Genomic DNA, 7,041 nt, shown 5'->3' with positions numbered 1-7,041 from the left:
TACTTTTTTATTTTGTTTATGGAATGCGGTGAGAACTTTGCATTGATAATTAAAGCAATAAAGCAACAGGTCTCCATCTCTAAATATGCATAAAACAACAGAACTCTCGACTAAGCCATGATAGCTTCGAATCCTTGTTCCCGAGCAAATTAAAACAACCCACAATTGTGGGTTGTTTTAATTTTGGTTGTGGAATGTGGTGAGAGCCTCTTTTGGATTGAATGTAAGGACAGAGAAGATAGTTGCTTGGCAGTATAAATATGCGGAAATAATATAAACTCATTCGATTGGTGAAACATGCGCTAGCCCTTCGAATCCTTGTTCCCGAGCAGTGCAGTGAGAGGTGTTTCAGACTGAGACGCCTCTTATGTTAGCGAAATAATATCCTCACTTATTAATAGGGGGAAAAGGACTCGAAAAAAATAGCAAAAAAGTTCTAGACTGAGACGGTTCCAACCCTTGAAAGAGAGCAGCATAAAAAATCTACTGAGATTACTCAGTAGATTTTTTTGTTTAAAATTATGATATAATTAGAAAATAGTAATAAATATTAAAAATAATAAATTGTTACTATTTACTATAAATAAAAAGGATGAAAGCTAGACCTGACCCCAATAGCCGTGACCCCAATAGCCGGTGCTGCAATATGCAGGATTGGGCCTAACTCCACTTGAGAAATTTTCATTAGATGATTTTTCTCCAGTAACTGAAAGAAGGATAATTGAAACGTTTGTTAAGAAATAAATAAAATATGGTGATTACAAAACTAGAAAGAGATGGGAAATTAGTTAATAGATTTTTTCCAATAATTATAATTGGAGCCGAGAGAGTCCTTTTGGAAAATGAAAGTAAAATGTATATAAGGATTTTAGTGAGATTAATAGACAAGGCCTGTGATGAATACAGTAAGATGGAAAACCTTGTTAATGATGAGCTGCAAACTGGCGACAAATTAGCAAATCGTTTTAATATTATTAATCATTTAGAAAATTGTATAAATGCAATCAATAGAGCAATGAAAGTTGTAAATCGTATATTCTTAGAGAATAGAGAGGGAGAGTCTAGTGAATTGTCGAGACTGGTTACCGATAATGATTTAGCAGATAAAGTTAGGAATTATTCAACATCATCAATAAGAAATAGAATTGAGCATATTGATGAAGATATCTACGAAAGAGCATTTAGAGGTAATCTTTTTTTAGATATAGATGAAAATTATGAGAAAATTTGTATTAATGGCACCGAGATGTTGATCAATGATTTAGTGGGAATTCTTCAGGATTATCATCAATTTGTTGTTCACATTTTTTCTAATCTTCCAAATAAAATAGAGGGTGGCAAATGTTTTCGTGATGATGAGGAGTGGAGACTCAGCACTTAACCTTGTAGAGCGCTGATGATAAAATAATACAAGAAATAAATAAAATCAATCACTGGTACAGAGGTTTATTTTATAGGATAAATTTTAAGTTGGAAGAATTTAAAAACTAATAAATGTTTAATAAATTAAAAATTGATAATGAATACAGAATAAGATTTAAAAATATATTATTTTTCAAATCATTTTATTTTTCTCCGATTGTTCACGAAATACGGAATGTAGAAAGTTCAGATTTTAGTAAAACTACAATAAATAGACTCAAATTATTTAACATAAATGTTGATGATATTAAATCATATCAGGTTTTCATTTTCAGAAAAAATAACCTTATCAATCCATCTTCATTTTATGTATATAATTGTCAATCTTCAAATAATTTTAGTTTAAGAGTCCTTGAGATACTGGATATTAGTATATGCAATAGACATCAAAATAAAAAGATTGGGCGGCAATTAATATCAATAATTGATAACATATCAAAAGATAATAATATTGATTATATTGTAGGTGAGTTAGAAAAAGACAGTAAATATGGTTCACTTGAAAAAAGAAAAAGATTTTTTTTAAATAATGATTTTAAATGCTGGAAGAATGGTTCGGCAAAATTTAGTGGCTGGGTAATTAAAAAGGTTATAGTATAAAAAGAATATAAGATATTAAAATTATGAAAAATAACAGTATTTTTAAGTTCAGACAATTAACAGGTAGTAAGAGTATTCCACTCCATAACGTTAAGGTTCATGATGGTAGGGTATGTATAAAAGGATTGAATATATGACGAAAATTACAGAAATTACAAAAAGGAATATATTTGATGAATTGCGATCACTTGAATCCCCTGAATTACTTTGGCACGGAAAACTAGAAGAGGTAGATTTTTTGAAAAGACTATATCGCTTGAACGAGTTGCCAACAACAGATGATAGATATTCAGACATGGAAGGAGATATTATTCAGCATCGCTATAATAATTATGACTGGGACTTTTGGTGGATTATTGATGATAAGAGGCTTAATCTTTTTGGCAATGATGAATATTTTTTAAAGTTTTTATGTGAAACCATGCACCCAGTTGTAAGGAGTGATGAAAAGGAGATTGAGTCTGTCTTGAAAATATTCAACCAGCATCTTTTGCATGATGGCTTTGAATTGATCCCAGATAAATTTATTTCGGGTAAGGCAATCTTCAAGGCCATTGAAATTGATAAAGATGATATAATCATCGAGCATGAAGAGAGGTTTACTAGAGAATTTGCATTAGAACAGTTGAAAAAATGTGAATATAAAATAAAAAATGCAGACTATGACGGGGCTATCACAAACTCCAGATCATTGATGGAAGATGTCTTGGCTGATATTTATTTTCTTATCAAGAAGGAAGAACTCAAAAAGAGTGGAGATTTAATCAGTGATTATAAGATGATAAAGAACCATCTTAACCTGACTCCAGAAAAATATTCCAATGACAGTGTTAAGCAAATTGTAAGAAGTTTTGTGTCTATCGTTGATGGGGTTGATAGTATAAGTAATAAGATGGGAGACAGGCACCGTAGGTTAGTCAAACCAGAACGTCATCATGCAAAGCTTTGTGTGAATTCTGCAAAAGTTATTATTGATTTTTTATATGACACGATGGATCATCAGGTGAAGCAAAGGGAGTTGTTATTAAACGAAATTATAAAACTATTAGATAGTGAGAGAAGTAAAAAGGTTGTTCATTATAGGTCTTATAGGAATTATTTAAGAAGTATGAATATTGATGATTTACTGAATGAAGAAAAAGTAAAAGATTTTATAAAGAAAATTGACAGCTATTCAATAAGACTACTTATAGATGAGCTAATAGATAATTTTGAGATTAATTCTTTTGATAGTAGCAACAGGTTTTTTAATGCAATGCATATTTTGTCTGGAGGAATAAATCAGGAAGATATTAATAGAATTGAATTAAAATTAAAGGAAAATGATCAGTCAATTGGTCTCGCTGAATTTGTTGAATATTTTAAGGATAAAACAAAGGCTGAAAAGTAGTATTCTGTGTCCCATTTGTCCCATTTATTGTGTTAATATCCTGACCGATATACGTCATTTTAATTATAATAAAGAGCTCAAAAACCCTTGTAAAGTCGCTATATATTTGGTTCTAGACCGAGCTGGGGGGAGAGCAAAATGAACCAAGATTGTAAAAAGTCTTGTTTCTGTTTATTTAAGTAAAGAATTAAGGATTGAAAGTAGATTTTTAATGCAAAAAAAATTGTTTGATATGAGTAGAAATACTTTTTGTTTCTAGAAATATTCTATAAGGGATTCGAACTTTTTTACGGATAATTAAAAGGCATTCGCAGTATTACACGAATGCCTTTTTGGTTTAATTTTTGTAAGGTTTTAATTGTGAATTATTTTTTGCAGATTTCCGGATTGATACATCTCAATCATTATGTGGCTGCCTCCAATAAATTCACCGTCAATGAACAGTTGAGGAAACATTGGCCAGCTTGAATATTTTTTGATCAGATCGTTCATTGTCGGACTTTCTAAAATATTGATTGCGCGAAATTCAGTATTGCACATTTTTAATATTTCAATTGCGCAAAGTGAAAACCAGCATTTTGGCATTGTCTCCTCGCCATTCATGAAGAGGGTAATTCTTTTTTCCTGAACATATTGCTTAATCTCTTCCTCGTTATATTGTGTCAATTTTTTTCTCCTTTTCAGTGTCGAATAAATGAATTTTACCGAATAAATCGGCGCCTATAAACAATTTACCGTCCGGAGAAATAGCGCAGGCTGTAAAAATGCATTTATTAGCGTGTTTATATAACAAAGTTTTATTATTGATATCCCATAGATATATAAACATTCCGGAAATGGACACGGCTTTTTCGGCATTTGGCATTATCGAAACGTTCCAAATTCTTTGGACGCCGTTTTGCAATATTTCTGATTCATCGTTGTTTTTGAAATCCCACAATCTAAGCGAACCATCCAAAGAGCCGGAGATTATGATATTTTCCTCATGTGCCAAGGAAATTGATGTTACAGCACCATTGTGTCCGATTAAAGTTTTAATGTTTTTTTGGTCGTAAAGACTCCAAATCTTGATCGTGTGATCTGCAGAGGCGGATATGGCCAGGGAATTATTACTCGTTAAGTCAACTGAGGTTACTTGGCATTTGTGTCCAGTGAATAAGAATTTTTCAACTTTATTTTTTAAATCCCATACACGGACAGTCCAGTCAGCCGAGCCTGAAACCGCTAGTACGTTATCCTGTGAAATTACAACATCATTTACCCACCTTGAATGTCCAGATAGTGTGTTTAGGTGGTAGCCTGATTCAATATCCCACACCATAAGCTGATTATCAGCAGACGCTGATATTGCAATATTGCCATCACAAGAAATAAAAGAATTATTTACCCAGCTTTGGTGGCCATCCAACCGTTTTTGTTTTTTACTGTTTAACCAGTGAAAACCGGCAGATCGGTCTGCTGATGAGGAAATTATTGTTTCGCTTTTTTGGTCGAATTTTACTCCCCATACAGAATCTTTATGGAATTGTTTGTCTTTTTTGGACTTTTCTTTCCTCCAAATTTTTATAGTATGGTCGACAGAACTTGATATAATGGCTTGTTCCGGTGGAATCGCAGATATTGATACAACAGGAGAAGTGTGACCGAACAGTACTTCCTTTTCTGAGTATTTAGTAATATCCCAAGTTCGGATTGTCCTATCCGTTGAACATGAAATTAGTGTATTATCATCGGCGAAGTTAACATTCAGAATCCAGCTGGTATGTCCAATTAAAACTCCCGATTGCTTGACGCTTGGCAGACAGCTAATATCCCACGCCTTTATCATACAATCCCAGGATGCTGAATAAAATATACCCCTCTTATCTATTGCTAGATTTGTAATCGGATCATTATGGGCTTTGAATGAAAGCACACTTCTGGAATTTTGGTTGTCCCAGATTTCTATTTCGCCCGTAAATGACCCGATAATATAATATCTTCCGTTTTTATGGGAAATCACGCTTGTAATTTCCCTTGTCTTGGTTGATATTGAAAAATCATCTGTGAAACTGTTAAGATTTAAAAACCTAATTCTATTGCTTGAATTAATAAGACCTGCGTATTGACCGTCATCAGATATAAAAATTTTCTTGATTAATCCGAGCTTTTTGGTTTTATAAAGCCTTTCGCTCGTATTCATATCCCAGATACAAATATTACCATCATAGGATGCTGAAACCACTTTGTTGTCAGATGTTATAACTAAATCAGTAATTGCTTCGGAATGCTCGGTATATTGGTGAAAAATTGTTCCTGAAGATATTTTCCAAATATAGATTGCACCGTTCCATAGTCCGGAAATAAGGTAAGTATAATCTTTTGAAACGGCAACTTTCCGTGATGATGTATCGCCACATTTCAGCGTTTGCTTTTCAGTATAATATCTTCTCATTTTAATCTCCCATTAGGATAATGATACTTTTTCGTATGGCATTTCTATTTCTTTTGCACTGAATCTGCTACATAGTTCGTTTTTCCAAGCGTTGTAAACTTCGAATTGGAAAGCTATGGTTTTGCCGCAATCATGGTTGGATGCGCAAACTGTCGAAAAAGAAACGATTTTTAGGGGAATTGTCCTTAAGGGCAAATTATGATGTATCTGCTGCAGTTTGTCTACAAAAAGTTTTATATTTCTATCCAGATAAATATCATCTTGATTTGTAAACGTAGCATACGCGTACATATCTATGCCTTCCCGAACTAAACGTTGGAACAAATCAAATTGCCTTTGAAATAATTCTGGCTTTGCTCCAGTGTTAAAAGAAAAAGAGCTTTCATCATAACCCTTGAAACATCCGGTCCTTGAATATTTTGGAAACATTTTTATGTATTCAATTTGTTTCCTAGTTAAATATCTCCAAAAATAATCAGTGCTTAGATTGTCGTCGCTCCAGAGGAATATCTTGTCCCTTAAATTTCTTTTATCAAGTTCTTCCATTGTCCAAAGAATCCATTCCGGTACAAGGTCTGGCTGTCCTCCTGTTAAATCAAGTACATTGATTTTTTCTACTGTTAGGAACATGTCAATAAGTTCATCAGATGAAAGATACTCCCCATTTTTAACTTGGGCTGTTCTTCGCGACATATCAACGAAACAATACCAACAATTCCAATTGCAGCCCGCAATTTGAAAGGCCTGCGCCAAAAGGGTTTTACAGTTGGCGCACCCTCTTAGTAGCGGCTTGGTTTGTTCGTTTTTACCTTTTTGTGAATTCCTAAGGTGTAATGAATATTTAGAGAAGCTTCTTACACGGCCAAAACCATCACAATTTACTTTTGTGTAATTATCCTTTTCCTCTTCTGTTTCCGTCAGGTTTGCAATTAAAACCTTTTTAGCGTTTAACTCAACGAGTTTATTCCTTAAACTTTTTGCTATTTTGTCAGAATCAATATATTTCATAATCATCCTCTCCCTATATTTAAATGTTAATGTGCGATTAAATACTATAACATAAAATATTTAAAATAGCAATCGTATGCACTCGACCATGTTACAGTTGACACTATGAAGCTTTCATATGAAGAAAAGATATAGAAAAATGTGGGAAATAGATATTGGGGTTAAAATGTCTGAAAAATATGATAAT

General features: G+C 32.9%; 6 protein-coding genes. 3 read left to right on the top strand and 3 right to left on the bottom strand.

Annotated features, from left to right (window positions below; genetic code table 11):
* The first annotated feature begins 751 nt into the window (after positions 1-751).
* The 3 genes from PF572_05045 to PF572_05035 all read left to right on the top strand — a co-directional run bounded on the left by PF572_05045 (position 752) and on the right by PF572_05035 (position 3,412).
* Positions 752-1,381, top strand: coding sequence for a hypothetical protein (locus PF572_05045; protein MDA3840432.1), 630 nt, complete (start codon positions 752-754; stop codon positions 1,379-1,381).
* A gap of 113 nt (positions 1,382-1,494) precedes the next feature.
* Positions 1,495-2,022 carry a hypothetical protein gene (locus PF572_05040; GenBank protein ID MDA3840431.1) on the top strand — a complete coding sequence of 176 codons (528 nt, stop codon included), beginning with the start codon at positions 1,495-1,497 and terminating at the stop codon, positions 2,020-2,022.
* A gap of 133 nt (positions 2,023-2,155) precedes the next feature.
* Entirely contained in the window at positions 2,156-3,412 is a 1,257-nt protein-coding gene (locus PF572_05035; GenBank protein MDA3840430.1) for an abortive infection family protein, read from the top strand.
* 354 nt (positions 3,413-3,766) lie between these two features.
* Here the strand turns inward: PF572_05035 and grxD are convergent, their stop codons facing one another.
* Genes grxD through PF572_05020 form a run of 3 tightly spaced genes read right to left on the bottom strand, consistent with a single transcriptional unit; the run spans position 3,767 to position 6,854 of the window.
* The gene (gene grxD / locus PF572_05030) at positions 3,767-4,078 is read right to left on the bottom strand and encodes a Grx4 family monothiol glutaredoxin (protein MDA3840429.1); all 312 of its coding nucleotides are present in this window, start codon (positions 4,076-4,078) and stop codon (positions 3,767-3,769) included.
* Positions 4,065-5,846, bottom strand: a complete 1,782-nt coding sequence (locus tag PF572_05025) for a WD40 repeat domain-containing protein (GenBank protein ID MDA3840428.1) — start codon at positions 5,844-5,846, stop codon at positions 4,065-4,067. Before PF572_05025 ends, grxD begins: the two co-directional genes overlap by 14 nt.
* A gap of 12 nt (positions 5,847-5,858) precedes the next feature.
* Positions 5,859-6,854 (bottom strand): 4Fe-4S cluster-binding domain-containing protein, encoded by a 996-nt coding sequence (locus PF572_05020; protein MDA3840427.1) that lies wholly within the window; start codon positions 6,852-6,854, stop codon positions 5,859-5,861.
* Between the last annotated feature and the right edge of the window lie 187 nt (positions 6,855-7,041).

Source organism: Patescibacteria group bacterium, assembly GCA_027858235.1.
Classification (GTDB): Bacteria; Patescibacteriota; Patescibacteriia; order Patescibacteriales; family BM507; genus BM507.
Note: the sequence above shows the minus strand (reverse complement) of the source record. Positions and strands in the feature narration are given on the sequence as shown.

Coding starts and splice junctions, on each gene's coding strand:
- PF572_05040 (MDA3840431.1), top strand. CDS start 1,495: ATGTTTAATAAATTAAAAATTGATAATGAATACAGAATAAGATTTAAA.
- PF572_05020 (MDA3840427.1), bottom strand. CDS start 6,854: ATGAAATATATTGATTCTGACAAAATAGCAAAAAGTTTAAGGAATAAA.
- PF572_05045 (MDA3840432.1), top strand. CDS start 752: ATGGTGATTACAAAACTAGAAAGAGATGGGAAATTAGTTAATAGATTT.
- PF572_05025 (MDA3840428.1), bottom strand. CDS start 5,846: ATGAGAAGATATTATACTGAAAAGCAAACGCTGAAATGTGGCGATACA.
- PF572_05035 (MDA3840430.1), top strand. CDS start 2,156: ATGACGAAAATTACAGAAATTACAAAAAGGAATATATTTGATGAATTG.